The 21,183-nt window shown below is 45.5% G+C and carries 18 protein-coding genes and 1 riboswitch; of the genes, 1 reads left to right on the top strand and 17 read right to left on the bottom strand.

Features of this window, described 5'->3' with window-relative positions; genetic code table 11:
* Nucleotides 1–3 precede the first annotated feature (3 nt).
* Both MHH79_RS08440 and MHH79_RS08435 read right to left on the bottom strand, forming a co-directional pair.
* Nucleotides 4–879 carry a YicC/YloC family endoribonuclease gene (locus MHH79_RS08440; RefSeq protein WP_009967215.1) on the bottom strand — a complete coding sequence of 292 codons (876 nt, stop codon included), beginning with the start codon at nucleotides 877–879 and terminating at the stop codon, nucleotides 4–6.
* An 82-nt stretch (nucleotides 880–961) separates the two neighbouring features.
* Nucleotides 962–3,634 (bottom strand): calcium-translocating P-type ATPase, SERCA-type, encoded by a 2,673-nt coding sequence (locus MHH79_RS08435; RefSeq protein WP_014476772.1) that lies wholly within the window; start codon nucleotides 3,632–3,634, stop codon nucleotides 962–964.
* Nucleotides 3,635–3,755: 121 nt separating this feature from the next.
* On the opposite strand from MHH79_RS08435, the gene rqcH reads away from it, so the two are divergent.
* The gene (gene rqcH / locus MHH79_RS08430) at nucleotides 3,756–5,468 is read left to right on the top strand and encodes a tRNA modification protein RqcH (protein WP_015383626.1); all 1,713 of its coding nucleotides are present in this window, start codon (nucleotides 3,756–3,758) and stop codon (nucleotides 5,466–5,468) included.
* 39 nt (nucleotides 5,469–5,507) lie between these two features.
* On the opposite strand, the gene sirC is transcribed toward rqcH, so the two are convergent.
* The 15 genes from sirC to MHH79_RS08355 all read right to left on the bottom strand — a co-directional run bounded on the left by sirC (nucleotide 5,508) and on the right by MHH79_RS08355 (nucleotide 21,124).
* On the bottom strand, nucleotides 5,508–5,996 hold the full coding sequence (gene sirC, locus MHH79_RS08425) for a precorrin-2 dehydrogenase (RefSeq protein ID WP_015383625.1): 489 nt from the start codon (nucleotides 5,994–5,996) through the stop codon (nucleotides 5,508–5,510).
* Nucleotides 5,977–6,762 (bottom strand): sirohydrochlorin chelatase, encoded by a 786-nt coding sequence (sirB, locus tag MHH79_RS08420; protein ID WP_047182591.1) that lies wholly within the window; start codon nucleotides 6,760–6,762, stop codon nucleotides 5,977–5,979. The genes sirC and sirB overlap by 20 nt, the downstream gene beginning before the upstream one ends.
* A 2-nt stretch (nucleotides 6,763–6,764) precedes the next feature.
* Complete coding sequence (gene cobA / locus MHH79_RS08415) at nucleotides 6,765–7,538, bottom strand: uroporphyrinogen-III C-methyltransferase (RefSeq protein WP_029946173.1); 774 nt, start codon at nucleotides 7,536–7,538, stop codon at nucleotides 6,765–6,767.
* A gap of 98 nt (nucleotides 7,539–7,636) precedes the next feature.
* Complete coding sequence (gene cysC, locus MHH79_RS08410) at nucleotides 7,637–8,230, bottom strand: adenylyl-sulfate kinase (protein ID WP_015252120.1); 594 nt, start codon at nucleotides 8,228–8,230, stop codon at nucleotides 7,637–7,639.
* A gap of 12 nt (nucleotides 8,231–8,242) precedes the next feature.
* A complete protein-coding gene (sat, locus tag MHH79_RS08405) occupies nucleotides 8,243–9,391 on the bottom strand; it encodes a sulfate adenylyltransferase (RefSeq protein WP_340035086.1) in 1,149 nt (382 codons plus the stop codon).
* A gap of 48 nt (nucleotides 9,392–9,439) precedes the next feature.
* A complete protein-coding gene (gene cysP, locus MHH79_RS08400) occupies nucleotides 9,440–10,504 on the bottom strand; it encodes a sulfate permease (RefSeq protein WP_047182589.1) in 1,065 nt (354 codons plus the stop codon).
* A gap of 11 nt (nucleotides 10,505–10,515) precedes the next feature.
* Nucleotides 10,516–11,217, bottom strand: a complete 702-nt coding sequence (locus MHH79_RS08395) for a phosphoadenylyl-sulfate reductase (RefSeq protein WP_340035085.1) — start codon at nucleotides 11,215–11,217, stop codon at nucleotides 10,516–10,518.
* A 161-nt stretch (nucleotides 11,218–11,378) separates the two neighbouring features.
* Nucleotides 11,379–11,484: riboswitch (SAM riboswitch) on the bottom strand.
* Between the two features lie 145 nt (nucleotides 11,485–11,629).
* Entirely contained in the window at nucleotides 11,630–12,262 is a 633-nt protein-coding gene (gene pyrE / locus MHH79_RS08390; protein WP_063335332.1) for an orotate phosphoribosyltransferase, read from the bottom strand.
* Nucleotides 12,259–12,978 (bottom strand): orotidine-5'-phosphate decarboxylase, encoded by a 720-nt coding sequence (gene pyrF, locus MHH79_RS08385; RefSeq protein ID WP_063335331.1) that lies wholly within the window; start codon nucleotides 12,976–12,978, stop codon nucleotides 12,259–12,261. Before pyrF ends, pyrE begins: the two co-directional genes overlap by 4 nt.
* On the bottom strand, nucleotides 12,947–13,882 hold the full coding sequence (locus tag MHH79_RS08380; RefSeq protein ID WP_063335330.1) for a dihydroorotate dehydrogenase: 936 nt from the start codon (nucleotides 13,880–13,882) through the stop codon (nucleotides 12,947–12,949). The genes pyrF and MHH79_RS08380 overlap by 32 nt, the downstream gene beginning before the upstream one ends.
* Nucleotides 13,882–14,652: a dihydroorotate oxidase B electron transfer subunit gene (pyrK, locus tag MHH79_RS08375; RefSeq protein ID WP_017694839.1), complete on the bottom strand. Its 771-nt coding sequence runs from the start codon at nucleotides 14,650–14,652 to the stop codon at nucleotides 13,882–13,884. Before pyrK ends, MHH79_RS08380 begins: the two co-directional genes overlap by 1 nt.
* Nucleotides 14,649–17,864, bottom strand: coding sequence for a carbamoyl-phosphate synthase (glutamine-hydrolyzing) large subunit (gene carB, locus MHH79_RS08370; protein ID WP_015252124.1), 3,216 nt, complete (start codon nucleotides 17,862–17,864; stop codon nucleotides 14,649–14,651). Before carB ends, pyrK begins: the two co-directional genes overlap by 4 nt.
* On the bottom strand, nucleotides 17,849–18,943 hold the full coding sequence (locus MHH79_RS08365; protein WP_003232115.1) for a carbamoyl phosphate synthase small subunit: 1,095 nt from the start codon (nucleotides 18,941–18,943) through the stop codon (nucleotides 17,849–17,851). The genes carB and MHH79_RS08365 overlap by 16 nt, the downstream gene beginning before the upstream one ends.
* Nucleotides 18,940–20,226, bottom strand: a complete 1,287-nt coding sequence (locus MHH79_RS08360) for a dihydroorotase (protein ID WP_340035084.1) — start codon at nucleotides 20,224–20,226, stop codon at nucleotides 18,940–18,942. The genes MHH79_RS08365 and MHH79_RS08360 overlap by 4 nt, the downstream gene beginning before the upstream one ends.
* Complete coding sequence (locus MHH79_RS08355) at nucleotides 20,210–21,124, bottom strand: aspartate carbamoyltransferase catalytic subunit (protein WP_181219116.1); 915 nt, start codon at nucleotides 21,122–21,124, stop codon at nucleotides 20,210–20,212. Before MHH79_RS08355 ends, MHH79_RS08360 begins: the two co-directional genes overlap by 17 nt.
* Nucleotides 21,125–21,183: the final 59 nt, after the last annotated feature.

Here is a 21,183-nt window from a genome sequence, read left to right as displayed (position 1 = left end):
TCACTATTCTATATTTTGCACTTGTTCTTTTATTTTTTCAATAGAACTTTTCATTTCAACGACAAGCTTTGTGATCTGATGATCATTTGCTTTTGAGCCGATCGTATTTGCTTCCCGATTGAGCTCCTGAACAAGAAAGTCGAGTTTGCGCCCAACAGCTCCGCCACTAGCTAATATATCACGAAACTGAGCGAAGTGGCTCTTCAGTCTTGTAATCTCTTCAGTGATATCAGAGCGATCTGCAAAAATAGCGCATTCTGTTACAAGCCGGCTCTCGTCTAATACGTCTTCAGTCCATTCTTTGATTCTGGCGTACAGCCGTTCCCGATAACGAGATACGACATCTGCAGCCAGCAATTCAGTTTCTCTCACCAGCTCTTCAAGCTGATCAATATGCATCAGGCAGTCTTTCGCTAAGAGCAGCCCCTCTTTTTCACGCATTTCACAGAGACCTTTTACCGCTTCTTCTGCAGCATCGATGATCAATGCCTCCAGCTTGTCATTTTGCGTCTGTTCTTCATGAACCTGGACGACATGATCAAGCTTAAAGAAATCCATTACATCGGGCTCTGCAGACAATTGATACCGCTTCTTCATATCTCTCGCGGCTGCGACAAACTCATCGAGCAGCGGCCAATCAATTTCAAGCCTTTTCTCAACAAGCATATCGCTGTCAACGGATACGAAAAGCTCAATTCTTCCGCGCTGAATATGCTGCAGAATGGTCTGTTTCAGCTTATCTTCAAAATATAGCAAAGGCCTTGGCAAACGAGCGTTCACTTCTTTAAATCTGTAGTTCACAGATTTAAGTTCAACGCTTACAGAGAGATCGTCTTGTGTTTTGCTTGCACTGCCGAAGCCTGTCATACTTCGTATCATTTTAAAACACCCAATTCTTCCCTGTTCTCATAATAAAAGGGCAATAGACACGCTATTACCCCTAAGATTATATCATATGAATTTATTTTTTTCTTGTTAAAAGTGACCCCGCCAGCAAAAAAGTAGGGATGGCGGACATACCGATGACGAGCATCCAGTCCCCCGGCGTGATGGCTACAGTATGGAAAATCGGCTGAAGCGGCGGATAGTAGATTACTACAAGCATCAGCAAAATAGATGACAATACCGCGCCGATTAAATACAGGTTTTGAAACGGATTTCTAGAGAAAACAGAAGTTTCGCTGCGGCAGTCAAACACGTGAATAAGCTGAGCGAGCACCAATGTGGCAAACGCGATCGTCTGGGCATAAGCCAAGTTTTCCGGATTGCGGTGGTACACAATGATAAACGCTAAAATAGTGGCAACTCCGATTAAAAATCCTCTGGAAACGACCTTCCATCCTAGCTTGCGGGCAAATACCCCTTCTTTCGGATGACGGGGCTTGCGCTTCATGACGTCTCCTTCCGGCTGATCCATGCCGAGCGCCATTGCCGGCAACCCGTCCGTCACCAAGTTGACCCACAAAATCTGAATCGGAACGAGCGGTAAAGGAAGGGCGAGCAGCATCGCAAACAGCATGACAAGGATTTCTCCGACGTTAGACGCCAACAGGTATCTGATAAACTTCCTGATATTTTCGTAGATGTTCCTGCCTTCTTTTATCGCTGATTTAATCGTCGCAAAATTATCATCTACGAGAACAAGAGATGATGCTTCTTTGGCCACATCTGTCCCGGTAATGCCCATAGAGACGCCGATATCAGCTTGTTTAATGGCAGGAGCATCATTGACACCGTCTCCCGTCATCGCCACAATATGCCCGTTCTCCTGATAGGCTTTTACGATTTTTAGTTTATGTTCAGGGGAAACGCGGGCAAATACATACACATCCTCCACCACATGAGAAAGCTCTTCTTGAGAAAGTTCATTCAGCATCTTGCCGTCCATGATTTTGCCGCTTTTCGGAAGGAGGCGCAAGTCTTTCGCTATCGCTTTAGCGGTTTCTACATGATCACCTGTTATCATAACGGTCTTAATTCCTGCTTCACGGCATTCTTTTATCGCCTGTCTGACTTCCGGCCGCGGGGGATCAATGATACCTGAAAGGCCAAGCATGGTCAGATCTTTTTCCGCCTGCTCCATTGACGGTGTTTCGCCTGCTTTTATCGGCCTGTAGGCGACCGCTATCGTTCTGAGCGCCTGTGATGCCAAATGTCTTAATACCGCCTCTGTTTCTGCTTTTCTTTCATTTGAAAAAAGAGCCGCTGAGCCGTCATAATAAATACGGGAAGATCGCTGCATCAGTACATCCGGTGCACCTTTTGTAATGATATAGCGCTTTCTGTCTTGATCCTCTACGATGACAGTCATCATTTTCCGTGCAGAATCAAACGGAAATTCTTCGATCACCCGGTAATTTGATTCAACAAACTCCTTTGAAAAACCGCCTTTTCTTGCCGCGGTGAGCAGCGCTCCCTCTGTCGGATCTCCGTCAAGCACATATTCGCCGTCTCTTTTCTCAATATTGGAGTTGTTACAAAGCGCTCCGAACAGAAGCATCTGCTGAAGCGGCTTATGTTCATTGACACTGATCTCTTTTTCGTTCAGTGTGAAGCTTCCTTTCGGTTCATAGCCGGCCCCCGCCACTCTCCATGTTTTCCCTCCGGACCAGACATGTGTCACCGTCATTTTGTTTTGGGTCATTGTCCCTGTTTTATCTGAACAAATGATAGACGCACACCCAAGCGTTTCAACAGCAGGAAGCTTTCTAACAATGGATTTTTGTTTAATCATCCGCTGTACACCAAGCGAAAGCGCCACTGTCACAATCGCTGGCAGTCCCTCCGGAATAGCTGCTACCGCTAATGAGACACCTGCTAAAAACATACTGTACAGATCATGCCCCTGAATAACACCGACAGCAACGACAAGTACGGTCAGAAGCAATGCAACAACAATCAAAATCTTCCCGAGCTGCTCCAGTCTTCTTTGCAGCGGGGTTGACAATGTCCCTGCCGATTCAAGCATGTCGGCAATTTTCCCCATAGCCGTATTCATTCCTGTCCCGACGACAACCCCGACACCGCTGCCGCGGGTCACAATCGTACCCATAAATGCCATATTGGTAATATCGCCGAGCGAAACATCCGGTTTTTTCAATTTATCAGCATGCTTCACAACCGGGATTGATTCCCCGGTCAGCGCTGATTCTTCTATTTCAAGGCTTCTCGCTTCAACAATTCGAACGTCTGCGCCAATTCTGTCCCCGCTCGTAAATTTCACAATATCCCCCGGCACAAGTTCCTTAGAAGGAATCTTTGTCCAGCTCCCTTCCCTGAGTGCCATGACATGCGGTGTTGAAAGCTCTTTTAAAGCCTGAAGAGATTGCTCGGCACGCCTTTCTTGAAAGAAACCGAGTATGCCATTCACAAACACAATCGCAATAATCGCAACCGCATCTACATATTCACCAAGAAATCCTGAGATTAACGTTGCCGCCAGAAGCACAAGCACCATAAAATCTTTGAACTGCGCGAAAAACAAGAGAAGCGCTGAAGTTTTTTTCCCTTCTTGCAGCTCGTTTGGCCCATGCTTGTCAAGGCGTTTTTTTACTTCTTTTTCTGTTAATCCTTGTTTCATGGACGTATTGGTTGCCTCTAGTAAATCTGTTTGTCCCATTTCATGAAACTTCATTCCGCTCGTCCACTCCCCTGCTCTCTTATAGAGATATCACTCTATAAGCATGCTTATTCTGACTCGTCCCATTTCATGCTATAATTATCGAATGCAGGAAGAATGAGAGGGTGTATTGCATATGTCGTTTGATGGCATGTTTACATACGGAATGACACACGAACTTAACGAGAAAATAATGGGCGGACGAATTACAAAAGTCCATCAGCCATATAAGCACGATGTGATTTTCCACATCCGTGCCAAGGGAAAAAACCAAAAACTATTATTATCGGCACATCCGAGCTATTCACGGGTGCATATCACGACACAAGCTTATGAAAATCCAAGCGAACCGCCAATGTTTTGCATGTTGCTGAGAAAGCATATCGAAGGCGGATTCATTGAGAAAATTGAACAAGCGGGCTTAGACCGCATTATGATTTTTCATATCAAAAGCCGAAACGAAATTGGCGATGAAACCGTACGAAAGCTTTATGTAGAAATTATGGGCCGCCACAGCAATATCATTTTGACTGACGCAGCAGAAAATGTGATTATCGACGGACTTAAGCATTTATCGCCGTCAATGAACAGCTACCGTACAGTACTGCCCGGCCAAGATTATAAGCTTCCGCCTGCTCAGGACAAAATATCGCCTCTTGAGGCGTCAGAAGATGATATTTTGCGTCACCTCAGTTTTCAAGAAGGAAGGCTTGATAAACAAATTGTCGACCACTTTTCAGGCGTGTCTCCGCTTTTCGCCAAAGAAGCGGTTCACAGAGCAGGCCTTGCCAACAAAGTCACACTGCCAAAAGCGTTGCTGGCACTGTTTGCCGAAGTGAAAGAGCACCGTTTCATTCCCAACATTACGACTGTAAACGGAAAGGAATATTTTTATCTGCTGGAGCTGACTCATCTAAAGGGCGAAGCGCGCCGTTTTGATTCATTAAGCGAACTGCTCGACCGTTTTTATTTCGGAAAAGCTGAACGAGACCGAGTCAAACAGCAGGCTCAGGATCTTGAGCGTTTTGTTGTGAACGAACGGAAGAAGAATGCCAACAAAATCAAAAAATTAGAGAAAACCCTGGAGTATTCGGAAAACGCGAAGGAATTTCAGCTTTACGGGGAGCTTTTAACCGCTAATTTATATATGTTGAAAAAAGGTGATAAACAGGCTGAGGTCATCAATTATTATGATGAAGAAAGCCCGACAATCACGATTCCTTTAAACCCAAACAAAACGCCTTCTGAAAACGCACAGGCCTATTTCACGAAGTATCAGAAAGCGAAAAACTCGGTCGCAGTTGTCGAGGAGCAAATCAGGCTGGCACAGGAAGAGATCGAATATTTCGATCAGCTGATTCAGCAGCTTTCGTCCGCTTCTCCCCGGGATATCAGCGAAATCAGGGAAGAGCTTGTTGAGGGCAAATATTTGCGCCCTAAGCAGCAAAAAGGCCAGAAAAAGCAAAAACCGCACAATCCGGTGTTAGAAACATATGAATCCACCTCAGGCCTGACAATTTTAGTGGGTAAGAACAATCGTCAAAATGAATATTTAACGACCAGAGCGGCGGCCAGAGACGATATCTGGCTTCACACGAAGGACATTCCCGGCTCCCATGTTGTGATCAGAAGCAGTGAACCGGATGAGCAAACAATCATGGAAGCCGCGACAATTGCAGCTTATTTTTCAAAAGCTAAAGATTCAAGTTCAGTGCCTGTAGATTATACAAAAATCAGGCATGTCAAAAAACCAAACGGCGCGAAACCCGGTTTCGTCACCTATGACAGCCAGCATACCGTCTTTGTCACGCCTGATGCTGATACGGTCATCAAGCTGAAAAAAAGCTGAGCCGCATAAAGAAAAGCCAGAGCATACAAATGCTCTGGCTTATTTCTTTCTCCTCACCTGATAAAGCCTGTTCACTTCAGCAACAAAATCGCCGTCAATCAGCTTATCCACGTTTTCGGCAAGCTCTTTTGTGTGCTTTGGACTGGCTCCGCTTGTAGAAACAGACACAGTGACATGTCCTCTTTTTACGATTTTCGGCATATATACATTGCCAAGCTCAGCGTCACTGACACAATTAACAAGCTGAAAAGGCGAAGCGGATTGGGCAATTTCTTTGTTCACTGCCGCATCATCCGTCGCGGCAATAATGAAAAAAGCATTGAGATAATCTTCTTTTTCAATTGTCCGTTTTTCCCATTTGATACGTCGCTCTTCTGCCATTTGCTTGATTTCCGGTTCAACATCCGGACTGACGAGCGTTATATCAGCTCCCTCAGAAATCACCGTTTTCAGCCTTCTGAGAGCGATGCTGCCGCCCCCCGCAATGACAACCTTCTTCTTTTCCAGGCTAATGTGCAGCGGAAGCATATGAACCTCCATCAAAATCAAATTGTCCCTCAGAATTTGCCGCAGTTTCTCTTACACGGTTCAAAAATGCGTTTTTCACATGAGGATGAAAACCGATATAGGAAGAGAGGTAGACGTTCGGATTATGAGCTTTTAATTTCTGAACCTCTCGTTCGATTTCATTCATCAGCATACCCGTAAAAAGCAAATATGGAACGATAAAGGTTGTTATGCCGTCATCTTTTTTAAGTTCTGAAAAAACCTCTTTGTAATTCGGGCCGCATGCTGTCAAAAAGCACGGAATGACTTCCTTGACTGGAATCATTTCCTGAAGAAGATTAGCAATACCGGTTACGTCTCTTTTGACATCTGGATCTGAACTTCCCCTTCCGATGAGTACCACTCTGGCATTTTCATATGGAACACCTATGTCTTTCATTCTGTGATATACAGCCTTGACTACTTCTTCGTCAATCCCGATCGGCTTTCCGTATGAAATGCGGACTGACGGATATCGGGATGCAGCACGGGCAATTTCTTCCGGAATATCATGTTTTGCATGCGCAGCTGTTAAAAGAAGCAGAGGCACCACTGCGATATGAGTGGCGCCTTGCTTCACACATGCTTCAAATCCTGTCTCAATTGTCGGCTCCTGAAGCTCTAAAAAGCTGATTTCTTGTACTGGCACAGAGATGTGGGCCTTGCATCCTTCCAAAAAGGCTGCGGCTTCTTGCTGCGCTTTTTTGACCCGACTGCCGTGGCCGACATATAAAATTGCTTGTTTCATTTTTACAACGCCTCGCTTAAATCTTGTTTTTTCAGTTCAGATTCAAACCATTCCAGCTTATAGTGATAATTTACAACATTTCCAATGACAATTAAACTCGGATTTGTAATGTTTTCTTTTATCACCGTTTCTGAAAGGGTGTCAACTGTACAAAAAACAGATTTTTGCTTGTCCGTTGTTCCCCAATGAATAAAGGCTGCCGGCGTAGAACCGTCCCGGCCGTTTTCAAGGAGTTTTCTTTCAATCTGCTGCACGTTTTTGATACCCATATAGATGACAAGTGTATCAATTCCTGTAGCCAGCGCTTTCCACTTTTCCTCAAAATCTTCTTCTTTTTTATAATGACCCGTTACAAAAGCGACGTTAGAGCCCGCCTCCCGATGAGTAACAGGAATCCCGGCATAAGCGGCTGCCGCGATTCCAGACGTAATGCCGGGGATGATTTCAAACGGAATTCCATTTTCAGAGAGGCATTCCGCTTCTTCCCCTCCTCTGCCGAACACAAAAGGGTCTCCGCCTTTCAGTCTGACAACCATTTTCCCTTTTTGCGCATACTTCACAAGAAATCGATTGATGGTTTCCTGCTTCATCGTATGAAAATCCGGAAGCTTCCCGCAGTAGATCAGGTCTGCTTGCTCTTTGGCATATTGTAAAATCTCTTTATTTACTAATCTGTCATATAAGATGACATCAGCTTTTTCAATGGCTTTCAGCGCTTTAATTGTCAGCAGATCAGGGTCACCGGGACCCGCTCCTACAATATATACTTTCCCCATCGTATTTCCCCCGATCTATTCGAGTTCTTCCAGAGCATTCGCTGTGATGATGTTCTCGCTTGCATTCCGGCACCTGAGAAGAACGCAGCAGATCATATTCAGCTCAATTTTTGTTTAACAAACTCGATCAGCTGATTTTTACACGCTTCACGGTCATGCTGTCCTGAATCAAGAACGAGCTCTGGAGCTTCCGGTTCTTCATAAGGAGAATCAATTCCTGTAAAGAACGGAATCTCGCCGTTTCTTGCTTTTTTGTAAAGCCCTTTCGGATCTCTTTGTTCACAAATATCAAGGTCGCATTTAATGTAGACTTCATTAAATTCGCCCGCTTCCACAAGCTCGCGAACCTGTTGTCTGTCCTCGCGGAAAGGAGAGATAAAAGCAGTAATCACAATGGTTCCCTGCTGAACAAAAAGCTTCGCCACCTCTCCGATTCGGCGGATGTTTTCTTTTCGGTCTTCATCAGAAAAACCAAGATCCTTATTTAAGCCGTGACGGATATTATCCCCGTCAAGCACAATCACTTGATAGCCTTGCTCAAACAATTCTCTCGCAGCGGCGTTGGCAATCGTTGATTTGCCTGAGCCGCTTAACCCTGTCAGCCAGAGAATGGAGCTTTTATGCTTGTTTTTTTGCTGGTACTCTTCTTTTGTGATAGAGGCTTCATGCCATACAATATCGCGATTTGTCACTGCCAGTCCTCCTTAAGATACGCCTACTTCTTCTTTTTTCTTCATCCCTTTGATTAACACTTCTACGACTTCTTTTCGACTGAATTCAGCAGGCGGCAGCACACCGTCTCTCAGCATGCCTCTTACCTTAGTGCCTGATAAAATGACGTGATGCTCTCTGCCATGAGGGCATGTTTTCGCTGTTCCCATATTTCCGCATTTTTTACAGAAGAAGCTGTGCTCGAATTTCAGCGGCGTAATCCCGAGTTCTTCAGGTTTAAATGTGTCAAACAGCTCCTGTGCTTCGTATGTTCCGTAATAGTCACCTACACCTGCATGATCACGGCCGACGATGAAATGTGTGCAGCCGTAGTTCTTTCTGACAATCGCGTGGAAAATTGCTTCTCTCGGGCCTGCATAACGCATCGCCGCTAAAAAGACACCAAGGAAAACGCGATCTTTCGGGTAATAATGATCAAGAAGCACTTGGTAGCTTTCCATCCGTACATCAGCTGGAATGTCATCAGATTTTGTTTCGCCTACTAACGGATTCAAGAACAAGCCGTCTACTGTTTCAAGAGCCGTTTTTTGAATGTATTCATGCGCTCTGTGAACAGGGTTTCTTGTTTGGAAACCGACAATGGTTTCCCAGCCTTTTTCCGCAAACTGGCGTCTCGTTTCTGACGGTTCAAATGTAAATTCAGGGAACTGTTTTGAAGCTTTTTTAATCAACGTAATCGGTCCGCCGACATATGTATTGCCGCGGCTGAACAGCTTTTTAACACCAGGATGCTCCTGTTCATCTGTTTTGTACACATTGACAGCTTCTTTTTGTTTGTCAGGCACGTACAGGTCTTCGATTTGGATAACGCCGTATGTTTCTCCTTCATACGTTAACTTTACCGTTTCACCAAGTGACAGTTCCGCTGCTTTTTGCGCATCGACCGGAAGCGTGATTGGAAGAGACCAGACAACGCCGGAAGAAAGACGCATGTTTTCGACTACAGATACGTAATCTTTTTCATTAAAGAAACCTTCAATCGGGCTGTATGCACCGATACCGATCAATTCCAAATCCGCGAAAGAAATTAAATCTAGTTCAATTTCTTTTTGAATGCCGCTCACATCATATGATCCATCTACCCTGTTTACTAATGTTCCTCCGTGTGGTGCTAAGCTCATAATATCCATCTCCTCCTAGTTAACTTATAAAATTACTCAGATTAATGATCAGATTCCCCCGCCTTGTTCGTGGACTGAGCGTCTCTCTTTACGAATGGCCTTTGTCAGGCTGACGGCACCGCCCGCCGCTAAAAGCACACTTACCATGATAAAGATCGAATAATAATCTGCTTTTAAAAACAAGGATACAAGCAGATAAGAAATCGATAAAGATAAAAACGGCGATGCGATCCATACCTTCAGCATCGTTTGAACAACTTGTTTATGGAACACGTTCGGACCGTTTTTTGCCATGCCTATTCCGATAATAGACGATGACGTGACTTGCGCCAAGGGCACCGGCATCCCAAATACAGAACTGATGATCACAAGTCCTGCTCCTGTACCGGATAAGAGAATGCCTTCCCCTTTGGAGAATCTCGTAATTTTCTTCCCATTTGTTTCTAACACACGCCGGCCTAATAACAGTGCGCCAAGAGCAACAAAAGCTCCTCCATACAAGGTTCCTTTTCCGACATCAAGCACACCGGCAGCTACTAACGGGCCAACAGCATTCGCCACGTTATTCATGCCGGCAGAGAATGCTTCGAAAAATCCGGCAACTAACAAAACAATGCCGAGGATTTTTTGTTTTTTAGAAGATTTTACTTCAATCTTAAAATAACGAAACAGCTTAGATACGAAATAGGTGAAGCCGAAAGCGAACAGCGGGACAAAAACCCAAAATGACACAATGATCAGAAGATTGTTCACAAACAATACTTTATAAGCCACTCCCACGCCGACAACCGCCCCGACTGTTACTTCACTTGTCGACAAAGGAATGCCGAGCAGATTAGCAGTAAAGAGCGACAGGGCAGCAGCTCCAATAATGATGCAAACAATCGTCAGTGTAATCGTCTGCTCAGGAATAATGCCGGAGCTGATTGTTTTTACAACCTCGCCTCCGCCAATGACCGCCCCGGCAAAGACACCGACTGCACATAGGATCAAAGCGTAGGTTTTCTTTTTGATGGCTCCGGAGCCGTAAGCAACCCCCATCGAAGCTGCAGCGCCGCTTGCACCAATATTCATCGCGAAAAACAAGCTAAATAAAATAGCGGCTAATTCCATTTTGCAGCTCCTTATTCATGCAGTCCGCATTCTGTTTTCGCCATACCATTCCATCTGCCTGAGCGCAAATCATCTGCTGTAAAAGCGGGAGCAGTGCAAGGCGCACAGCCAATACTTGGATATCCTTGGTCATGAAGCGGATTGTAGTCCAGTTCATTCCGGGATGTGTATCTCCAAATGTCTTTCCAAGTCCAATGGATAAGCGGGCAAACTTTTACTGACTTGAATTTTTCATCTTTGTTTAAGAAATTCGTATTGGCACGGCTTGGCCCTTGATCACGGCGCAGGCCGGAAAGCCAGGCTGGATGTCCTGAAAGCGCCTCTCTTAAAGGAACGACCTTTCTAAGATAGCAACACTGATTCGGCTCTCTTTCCCACAGCTTGTCACCATGTTCTTCGGCTTGTTCCTCAAGGGTGAGGTCTGGTTTTTTCAGGATGATATTAAGACCCGGATAACGCTCTTTCACTCGTTCAATTGTTTCATAGGTTTCTTTAAAATGAAGTCCTGTATCAAGAAACACAATCTCTGCGTCTTTTTTCACTTTATAAATTAAGTCAATCAGAACGATTCCCTCAATTCCGAAACTGCAGGCATAAACAAGCTGATTGCCGTAATGGCCGTATGCCCATTTTAAAACTGACAGCGCTCCTTTATAAGGATCGTCTTCCGGAAATGTAATCGTTGGTTCTTCCCAATTATCATACGTTAACATTTCTTCTTTCCTCCTTTCGGAGACAAACAAACAGTAGCTTTCTGCCGGTTGTCTTTTCCCATGTAATGTGATTCGCGGCTGCTGATATACAGATAGCCTTTTTACCTCTTAAAATAAAAAACTTTCAATCCGGCGGAAAGAAAGACAGGAACAGCATGCAGCCCTTATCTTTCAAAATGGAATTCATTTTGCTGGAAGTAGCACCTTACAAACTATGCAGGTTGCCGGGCTTCATAGGTCCAGTCCCTCAGCCGCTCTTGATAAGTTTTTAGATTTGTAGTAAATTTTAGCACAATTCTAACATAAGTCAACCCGACTTTTTTTATAGGATTAATAAAAAAAACAGGCCTCATAGCCTGTTTTCAAGTACAGCAAGGCTTTGAAGCCTCTTTACATCATTTGAATTTATTTTTTATTTTTTAAACCAATCTTTTGACTCGGGATTTCGTTTCCATGTTTGCAGCTTTTTTAGATCATCTGAATGAATATTTCCGTTTTCAAGTGCGACCTCTGTGAGCGTATCATAATCAGATAATGAGTAGTATGGCAGTTCTGCCTTTGCGAAGGCTTCCTCCGCTTTTGGAAGTCCGTACGTAAAGATTGAGACGACACCAAGCACTTCACAGCCGGCCGCTTGTAGAGCTGCACAAGCTTCAAGCACGCTGCCTCCTGTGGAAATTAAGTCTTCAATGACGACTGTTTTTTGCCCTTCTTGCACAGCTCCCTCAATCTGATTGCCTTTTCCGTGCGCCTTCGGCTTGCTCCTCACATAACACATCGGAAGATTCAAACGGTCAGCCGCAAGAGCAGCATGAGGAATACCGGCAGTTGCTGTTCCCGCAATCATTTCAGCTTCAGGAAAATGCTCTTTGACAAGCTTGCTGATACCTGAGGCGACATCGTTTCTGACCTCTGGGAAAGATAGCGTAAGGCGGTTGTCACAGTAGATTGGTGATAAAATGCCGCTTGCCCATGTGAACGGCTCGTTCGGGCGTAAAAATACAGCTTGGATGTCTAAAAGATGTTTTGCGATGATTTGTTTCAAGATTTGATTCCCTCCCATTCAAGTCTGACAGCCTTATAGGCTTTTACCGGGTCTTCCGCTTTTGTAATCGAGCGTCCTACTACAATCGCTGATGAACCTTTCTCTCTTGCAATGGCAGGCGTCGCTACGCGGACTTGGTCATTCGCAGCGTCCTCTGTCATTCTGATCCCCGGAGTGACAGTCAGAAATGAAGGCGACACCGCTTGGTAAATGGCTTTTGCTTCATGAACAGAGCAGACCACTCCATCCAGTCCGCTTTCTTCCGCCTGTTTGCTGTAGTGCACAACCGTATCAATCAGAGATTTTTCGATCAGCAGTTCATCTTTCATGATTTGTTCAGATATGCTTGTCAACTGGGTTACCGCGATAAGTGACGGACGTTTTTTTCCGGCCGGCGTACCTTCTTCTAAGCCTTCGAGTGCTGCCTGCATCATTTTTTTGCCCCCGGCCGCATGAACATTGACGAGGTCTACTCCGAGACTGGCAAGGCGCTTCATCGCTTTGTTTACAGTAGTCGGGATGTCATGAAGCTTTAGATCTAAAAACAGCTCGCAGTTTCTTTCTTTTAGTTGTTTCACGATCGATGGCCCTTCTTGATAAAAAAGCTCCATTCCAACCTTTACAAATAACGGTTCTTGCTGAAAAGGCGCTAAGAACGCAAGTGTTTCTTCACCTGATGCAAAATCAAGCGCGATGATGGGCAGGTTGTTTTTCATGATTCCAGCTCCTTCCGATGCATTCTTCAATTGATTGATAGCCGTATTGGCGCAAAATAGATGGGAGCTGTTCAATAATCTCTGGACATGCAAAAGGATTCACGAAGTTTGCTGTTCCGACAGCGACTGCGCTTGCTCCCGCGAGAAGAAATTCCAGGGCATCTTCAGCCGTTTGCACGCCTCCCATTCCGATAATCGGGATGTTGACCACCTGGCTGACTTCATACACCATGCGAATGGCAACCGGCTTCACAGCAGGGCCTGAAAGTCCCCCTGTTTTATTCGCTAATATCGGTTTGCCAGTTTTTAAATCGAGTCTCATGCCGATTAGTGTGTTGATCATCGTAAGACCGTCCGCTCCCGCTTCCTCGATCGCTAATGCAATTTCTGTGATATTAGCCACGTTCGGGGAAAGCTTCACATAAACGGGTACATCCGAAACCTCTTTCACCGCTTTTGTCAAATCGGCAGCCATCTCAGGATTCGTGCCAAAAGCGATTCCGCCTGTTTTCACATTCGGGCAGGAAATATTTAATTCAAGAGCATGAACATTAGGCGCTTTGCTGATATGCTCTGCGACTTCAACATAATCCTCGACTTGAGAACCTGCGACATTGGCAATGATCGGCGTATCAAACTGCTCAAGCCACGGCAGCTCATTATGCAACACGCTATCCAGCCCCGGATTTTGGAGACCGATCGCATTGAGCATTCCAGCACCAGTCTCAGCTACCCGCGGCGTCGGATTCCCAAAGCGCGGCTCCTTTGTCGTAGCCTTAATCATGATGGCTCCAAGACAAGACAAATCATAAAAACGTGAAAATTCTTTTCCAAAACCGAAGCAGCCTGATGCAGGAATGATTGGGTTTTTCAAATCAAGTCCCGGCAATTTCACCTCTAGCATTACAGCGCCACCTCCTGAGCTTTAAATACAGGCCCGTCGAGACATACTTTTACATAGGATGTCTCACTTTCGTTTGTATGGCACACACACGCGAAGCATGCGCCGATTCCGCAGCCCATTCGTTCCTCCATGGACAGATATACTTCTTTATGGGCATATTCCTGTTTTAACGCCTTGAGCATCGGTGTCGGCCCGCAGCTGAGGAGGATATCAAACTCTAGATTTTTCCGTTTAATCACATCTGTGACAAATCCGGTTTCCCCGTAGCTTCCGTCAGCTGTTGCCACATACGTGTCTCCGTACTGCCGGCATTCTTCCTCGTAAAAAACATCCTTTGCCGATTGGAATCCTAAAACGTGGATGACATTTACCCCTTTTTCATTCAAGCGTTTCGACAGCTCTTGGAGAGGCGGCACACCTACTCCGCCCCCTACCAGCAAAGCCGTCTTTCCGGGTTGAACTTCATTAACAGGAAAGCCATTTCCCAAAGGCCCGAGGACATCCACAAGTTCTCCCTGCTGCTTCAGTGACAAGAGTCTTGTCCCTTCCCCATCTACCCGATAAATGATGGTGACTTCATTTTTTTCAAAGTTGACGTCTGCGATGCTGATTGGTCTTCTCAAAAGAGGCGTAACCGCTTCGCTCACTTTAAGATGAAGGAACTGTCCAGGGGTTGTAAACCCTTGGACAAGCTCCCCTTTCAGAACCATTTGATACACCCGGTCTGCAATTTGCTGGTTAGAACATACTGTCAAATACGCTTTTTTCATATAGTGACTGCCGCCTCCTGATTTGTGTTGACTGCCGGCATTTGATCAGCACGGAATGTCATGCTTTCCAGCACTCGCAATATCGCCTCTGCCGTATCTAAAGATGTTAGGCAGGCAACACCATTTTCTACTGATTCACGTCTGATTCTAAAACCGTCTCTTGCCGGCTGCTTTCCTTTTGTCAGCGTATTGATGACAAACTGCGCTTCTCCGTTTCTGATGACGTCAAGCAGGTTCGGGCCATCCTGACCGATTTTTCCGACGACCTTCGCTGGAATGGAAGCTTCTTTCAAGTAGCCTGCCGTTCCTTCCGTCGCTAAAATGTTGTAGCCGATCGCGTGGAACCGCTTAGCAATGGCAAGCCCTTCTTCTTTGTCCTTATCAGCTACTGTTAAAAGCACGGAACCGTAGTTCGGGATTTGAATACCTGAAGCAATCAAGGCTTTGTAGAGCGCCTTTTCAAGTGTCGAATCTTTCCCCATGACTTCACCTGTTGATTTCATTTCAGGCCCTAACGTAATGTCCACTCTTCTCAGCTTGGCAAAGGAGAAGACCGGCGCTTTTACAAATACACCTTGCTGTTCAGGCTGAAGGCCCTCTGTATAGCCAAACGCAGCCAGCTTTTGACCAAGAATGATTTTAGTTGCGAGATTTGCCATTGGGATACCCGTAATTTTGCTTAAAAACGGTACGGTTCTGCTTGATCTCGGATTCACTTCTAGCACGTACACCTCGCCTTGCGACAAGACGAATTGAATATTGAGCAAACCGACAATATTCAGCCCTTTAGCCAATGCGATCGTGTATTGTTCAATTTTTTTCTTAATGTCCTCTGTGAGAGACTGAGGCGGATAAACAGCGATTGAGTCTCCGGAGTGAACGCCCGCACGTTCAATGTGCTCCATAATTCCCGGAATGACGACTGTTTCACCATCCGATACTGCATCGACTTCAATTTCTTTTCCAGTCAAGTATCTATCAATTAATACAGGGTGCTGTGGATTGATTTTAACTGCGTTTTTCATGTAATGAAGCAGCTCTTCTTCATGATACACAATCTCCATCGCCCGGCCGCCAAGTACATAGGAAGGGCGTACCAATACCGGGTAACCGATATCACTTGCGATGCTTACCGCCTGATCAACTGATGTCGCTGTTTTGCCAAGCGGCTGCGGAACACCAAGTTCTCCAAGCGCTTGTTCAAATTTATCCCGGTCTTCTGCACGGTCTAAATCTTCTAATGAAGTTCCAAGGATTTTCACTCCGCGTGCAGAAAGCTCGTCAGCAAGGTTAATCGCAGTTTGTCCGCCAAATTGTACGACAACGCCCATTGGCTGTTCGAGGTCAATGATGTGCATAACATCTTCAATCGTAAGCGGTTCAAAATACAGCTTGTCTGAGATGCTGAAGTCTGTTGAAACGGTTTCCGGGTTGTTATTGACAATAATGGCTTCATAGCCTGCTTGTTTAATTGCCCATACAGAGTGAACCGTCGCATAGTCGAACTCGACACCCTGACCGATTCGAATCGGACCCGAACCAAGCACCATCACACTTTTCTTATCCGTAACGACAGATTCATTTTCTTCTTCGTATGTGCTATAGAAGTATGGCGTTTCTGACTCGAATTCCGCCGCACATGTATCTACCATTTTGAATACCGGCGCAATCCCCGCTTGTTTTCTCAAGCTGTAAAGCTCGGATTCTTTCATTTTCCACTCGCGGCTAATGTACTGATCAGAGAAGCCGAGTTCTTTTGCCCGTCTCAGCACATCTGTATCGCCCGCATTCGCCTTCAATTCTTTTTCAAACTGTACGATTCCGAACAGCTTATGCAAGAAGAAAACATCGATAGCGGAAAATTCATGGAGGTCTTCTACCGTGTATCCTCTTCTGTACGCTTCAGCTAAGTAGAATAAGCGTTCATCACCGGCCTTTTTAATTCGCTTTTCAAGAAGCTCATCTGAAATGTCAGCGGCGTCCTTCAATTCAAGATGATACACATCCGCTTCCAGTGATCGCACTGCCTTCAGCAATGACTCTTCAAGCGTGCGGCCGATTGCCATGACCTCACCTGTCGCTTTCATTTGCGTGCCAAGCTTTCTGTTTGCTGATTCAAACTTATCAAACGGCCAGCGCGGAATTTTGGATACGACATAGTCAAGAGCAGGTTCAAATGCTGCATATGTTTTTCCTGTCACCGGGTTCATCATTTCATCTAATGAAAGTCCAACTGCAATTTTAGCAGCGAGCTTTGCAATCGGGTATCCCGTTGCTTTTGATGCAAGGGCAGATGAACGGCTGACACGCGGATTTACTTCAATAATGTAATATTGGAAGCTGTCTGGGTCTAAAGCGAGCTGCACGTTACATCCGCCTTCGATTCCAAGCGCGCGAATCAGTTTTAACGATACATTCCGCAAGAGCTGATATTCGCGATCGCTGAGCGTTTGGCTCGGCGCGACAACAATACTGTCTCCAGTATGGATTCCAACCGGATCAATGTTTTCCATGTTACAAACGACAATGGCGTGATCCTGGCTGTCTCTCATGACTTCATACTCGATTTCTTTATAGCCGGCGATGCTTTTTTCAAGCAGACATTGGTGTACCGGGCTTAATTTCAAGCCGTTCTCAACGATTTCTTTTAACTCTGTCTCATTCGAGCAGATGCCTCCGCCTGTTCCGCCTAATGTATATGCCGGGCGGACAATGACAGGGAATCCAATTTGACTGACGAATTTTTCTGCTTCTTCAAGGGAGTGGATAATCTCACTTTCAGGCACCGGTTCATTCAGTTCATTCATTAATGTTCTGAACAAGTCACGGTCTTCAGCTTGCTGAATTGCAGACAGTTTTGTGCCAAGCACTTCGACGCCGCATTCTGCCAGAACACCTCTTTCAGAAAGCTCAACCGCAAGATTCAAACCGGTTTGGCCTCCGAGTGTAGGAAGAATGGCATCTGGTCGCTCTTTTCTGATGATTCTTGTCAGGAATTCAGGTGTGAGCGGTTCGATATAAACCCGGTCAGCCATTTCTGTATCTGTCATGATCGTGGCAGGGTTTGAGTTGACAAGGATGACTTCATAACCTTCTTCTTTCAAAGCAAGACAGGCTTGTGTTCCCGCATAGTCAAATTCTGCTGCTTGGCCGATGATGATCGGTCCAGATCCGATTACTAAAATTTTGTTAATGTCTACGCGTTTTGGCATACCGCTTCCCCTTCTTTCTCTGTTGTTTCGATCATTTCGATGAATCTGTCAAATAGGTGGTTGGCATCCTCAGGACCAGGTGAGGCTTCGGGATGATATTGAACCGTAAATGCCGGCAATGTTTTATGCTTCAGCCCTTCAATCGTATCGTCGTTAATTGCGATATGCGTCACTTCCAGTTCTGTTTTACTGATAGACGAAACTGTATATCCATGGTTTTGAGATGTTAAGGCAACTTTTCCTGTAGCCAGCTCTTTTACCGGGTGGTTTGAGCCCCTGTGGCCGAATTTCATTTTTTCGGTATTCGCCCCGCACGCCAGCGCGAATAATTGGTGGCCGAGACATATTCCGAATAATGGCACTTTTCCAAGAACACCTTTAATCATTTCAATCGCTTCAGGCACATCCTTTGGGTCTCCAGGTCCGTTAGAAAGCATGATACCGTCCGGTTTCAGCTGAAGCACCTCTTCCGCTGTAATGTTGTAAGGCACAACGATGACGTCACATTTCCGTTTGTTCAGCTCTCTTAGAATCCCGTGTTTCATGCCGAAGTCAACCAAGACGATGCGTTTGCCTCTTCCCGGGCTCGGATATGCTGTTTTTGCTGATACTTGGGATACTTGATTTCTTGGCAATTCCGTTTCGTTCAGTCTTTTCAGCACTGCTTCGATATCTTCATCAGATGAAGCGAATGTTCCTTTTAGCGCGCCTGCCGTGCGGATCATTCTTGTCAGCTTCCTTGTATCAATCCCCTGGAGTCCGGGAATATTTTTCATTTTTAAATACTCGTCTAAGGTGTATGCTGAACGCCAGTTGGAAGGCAGCTCACATAATTCTTTGATGATCAGCCCTTTGACAAAAGGGGTAATGGATTCAAAATCATCACGGTTAATGCCGTAATTTCCGATAAGCGGGTATGTTAATGTTACGATCTGTCCGCAGTAAGAAGGATCAGATAAAATTTCCTGATAGCCTGTCATCCCAGTATTAAAAACGACTTCTCCCATGTTGTGTTCTAAGCTTCCGAAGGCTTCTCCCTCGAATACCGCTCCGTTTTCCAGTACTAATCGTCTCTTCATTTGACAAGTCTCCCCTCTTCATAAGCAAGCTTCCCTGCCGCAATTGTAGCGACCGGCCAGCCGGTGCAGCTGATGCCGTTAAATGGTGTATTTTTTCCTTTTGATAAAAATGTCTCTTTGTCTATAACTGCTTCTTTTTCTAAATCAATTAATGTAATGTCAGCAGCTTGTCCCGTTTGTAATGTTCCATATGGGAGACCGAACGCTTCGCATGGCTTAATTGTCATGTAGTCAATCAGCTGCTTCAGTGACCAGCTGCCATTTTTGACAAAGTGTGTGTAAAGAAGCGGGAATGCTGTTTCTAAGCCGACAATTCCGAATGGCGCCAGTTTCATTTCTGTGTTTTTCTCTTCTTCCGCATGCGGTGCATGGTCTGTTGCGATAAAATCAATTGTTCCGTCTAAAAGACCTTCAATTAAAGCAGCTCTGTCTTCTGCGCTGCGGAGCGGAGGATTCATTTTATAGTTTGTGTCCAGCCCCGGGATGTCCTCATCACAAAGCAGCAAATGATGCGGCGACACTTCTGCTGTCACTCTGATTCCCGCTTTTTTCGCATCGCGTACAACTCTGACAGATTCTTTCGTGCTGATATGGCATACATGATAATGGCAGTTTGCCGCCTCAGCCAGCAGCACATCGCGGGCAATATGAACCGATTCACAAACAGAAGGAATGCCGTTTAGCCCGTTCGCTTTGGAGAATGTCCCCTCATGTACGCTTCCTCCGTAAATTAAGGAGTTGTCCTCGCAATGTGCAACAATCGCTTTGCCAATTGCGGCTGCCCGTTTCATCGCTTCATACATCATTCCTGCTGTCTGTATACCAACGCCGTCATCTGTAAAAGCAAATGCCCCGGCTTCTTTTAACGCTTCAAAGTTTGTCATTTCATCGCCGATTTGTCTGATCGTAATGGATGCATATGGAAGAACTCTGACGCATGATGTTTCTTTAATTCTGTTTTGCACCCATTCCATCTGCTCCTTTGTATCAGGAACCGGCCGCGTATTCGGCATTGCTGCTACTGTAGTATAGCCGCCGCGTGCCGCCGCTTTGGCCCCGGTTTCAATAGTTTCTTTTTTCTCTCCGCCAGGCTCTCTGAAATGCACGTGGAGATCAACAAACCCAGGTGAAACGAGCAAACCTTTTGCATCAATTACCGTTTCATTATCCGTTGCATCAAGCTTGCCGATTGCGGTGATGGTTTCTCCAGTCACTCGGATATCCGCTTGTGTTTTTTCACCATTTTCGTTTAGTATCCAGCCGTTTTTAATGAGATATGACATACGCTGCTTCTCCTCTTTTCACATTGGTTTGTAAGGCACGCTGTATCACTGCCATTCTGATAAATACGCCATTTTGCATTTGCTTGAAGATTCTTGATTTTTTGCTTTCTACTAAGCTGTCATCAATCTCCACTCCTCTGTTTACCGGAGCAGGATGCATGATGATCGCATGCCGCTTCATACGCTCAGCCCGTTCTACAGTCAAGCCGTATTTGTTTAAATAGCCTTCCTGGCTGACAGCTGACTGATGTCGTTCATTTTGAATGCGCAGCAGCATGACAACATCGGAAGACTCAACTGCTTCATCCATTGAGACATACGTGCCGAATGTATTTTCTTCATCCTGCCATTCCGAAGGGCCGGAAAATAGGACCCGGGCACCCAATCTTGTCAACACTTCCGCATTTGACCTTGCCACTCTGCTATGCTTGATGTCGCCGTGAATGGAGACGGTAAGCCCTTTGAACGTATTGAACTCTTCATAAATCGTCATTAAATCAAGCAGTGATTGTGTTGGATGCTGGCCGCACCCGTCTCCCGCATTCAGAATCGGAATGTTCACCTGGCTGACAAGCTCTTCATAATACTCATCCTCACTGTGCCTGATGACGCAGACGTCCACACCGATTGATTCGAGCGTCCGGATCGTGTCATATAAGGTTTCGCCTTTTTGCACGCTTGTGCTTGTTCCATCAAGGTTGAGCACATTCATGCCCAGCTTTTTTTCTGCGACCTCAAAGCTGAACCGCGTTCTCGTGCTCGGTTCGAAAAACAGGTTTGCTGCAAACTTTCCTGTAAGCTGATTGTCTGTTTTTCCGCTTTTAAGGTCTTGTGCTGTTTGAAGCAAATCTTTGATTTCCTCAGTGCTGAGTTCACTCATCGTCGTTAAATGCTTCATGTTCTTTCCCCTCTCTTTTCAACTTAAGGCTGAAAAAAACCCCGGTCTAAGGTAGACTC

This window comes from Bacillus sp. FSL K6-0993 (assembly GCF_037977205.1).
In the GTDB taxonomy this organism is placed as follows: Bacteria; Bacillota; Bacilli; order Bacillales; family Bacillaceae; genus Bacillus; species Bacillus subtilis.
The sequence above is the reverse complement of the archived record's forward strand: the minus strand, read 5'-3'. Positions and strand labels throughout refer to the sequence as shown.